1 protein-coding gene and 1 pseudogene are annotated in these 539 nt (G+C 57.7%); both read left to right on the top strand.

Going from position 1 to position 539, the window contains the following annotated elements:
• Positions 1–203, top strand: a pseudogene (locus tag POTG_RS22600) (PLP-dependent aminotransferase family protein); the annotation flags it as partial.
• A gap of 43 nt (positions 204–246) precedes the next feature.
• On the top strand, positions 247–381 hold the full coding sequence (locus POTG_RS25185) for a hypothetical protein (RefSeq protein ID WP_009227173.1): 135 nt from the start codon (positions 247–249) through the stop codon (positions 379–381).
• The last annotated feature ends 158 nt before the right edge of the window (positions 382–539 follow it).

Below are 539 nucleotides of genomic sequence, written 5' to 3'. Positions count from 1 at the left end.
CCGGGGTCTCCAGCGAAGCGCTGCTGCGCGCTTCGCTGCTGGAGGGCACAGCGTTCCTGCCGGGGACGCTGTGCTATGCCAAAGAGCCGGATGATCGCTTCATCCGGCTCACTGTCGCCGCGCATGAACCTGCGCGGCTGCGCGAAGGGCTGGCGCGTCTCACCGCCGCCCTCGCCGAATTCACGGCGCGCTCTGCGGACTAAACCAGAACCAGACCACCCCAATCCTACCAAAGGAGAAGTAACCATGGAGACGTTGTGGGCAATCGGTAAATTCGTTCTTTTTATTGCCGGTATCGGGCTCGCCATCTATGTGTATCTGTTGTTCGTGAGAGGGCTTAGCCAAATCCCGGACCCGAAAGAGCCAAGCGATAAGGATTAGAGTGAAACGGGCAGATTCGAGACTGAAAATGACTGCCATCCCAGAGCCAGCGCAAAATAAATAAGCTCAGGAACATGTCCTGAGCTTATTTAAGGTCCCTCCACTAGGGAAGGTGCCTACTCCTGTTTCTTTTCTGCGGTCGCCGCCGTCCGCCGCCA

Source organism: Paenibacillus sp. oral taxon 786 str. D14, from assembly GCF_000159955.1.
Taxonomy (GTDB): Bacteria; Bacillota; Bacilli; order Paenibacillales; family Paenibacillaceae; genus Fontibacillus; species Fontibacillus phoenicis.
This window is presented reverse-complemented; position numbering and strand designations above follow the sequence as displayed.

What these genes read in the sequence shown, in the direction of transcription:
- POTG_RS25185 (WP_009227173.1), top strand. Translation starts at nt 247, where the DNA reads ATGGAGACGTTGTGGGCAATCGGTAAATTCGTTCTTTTTATTGCCGGT.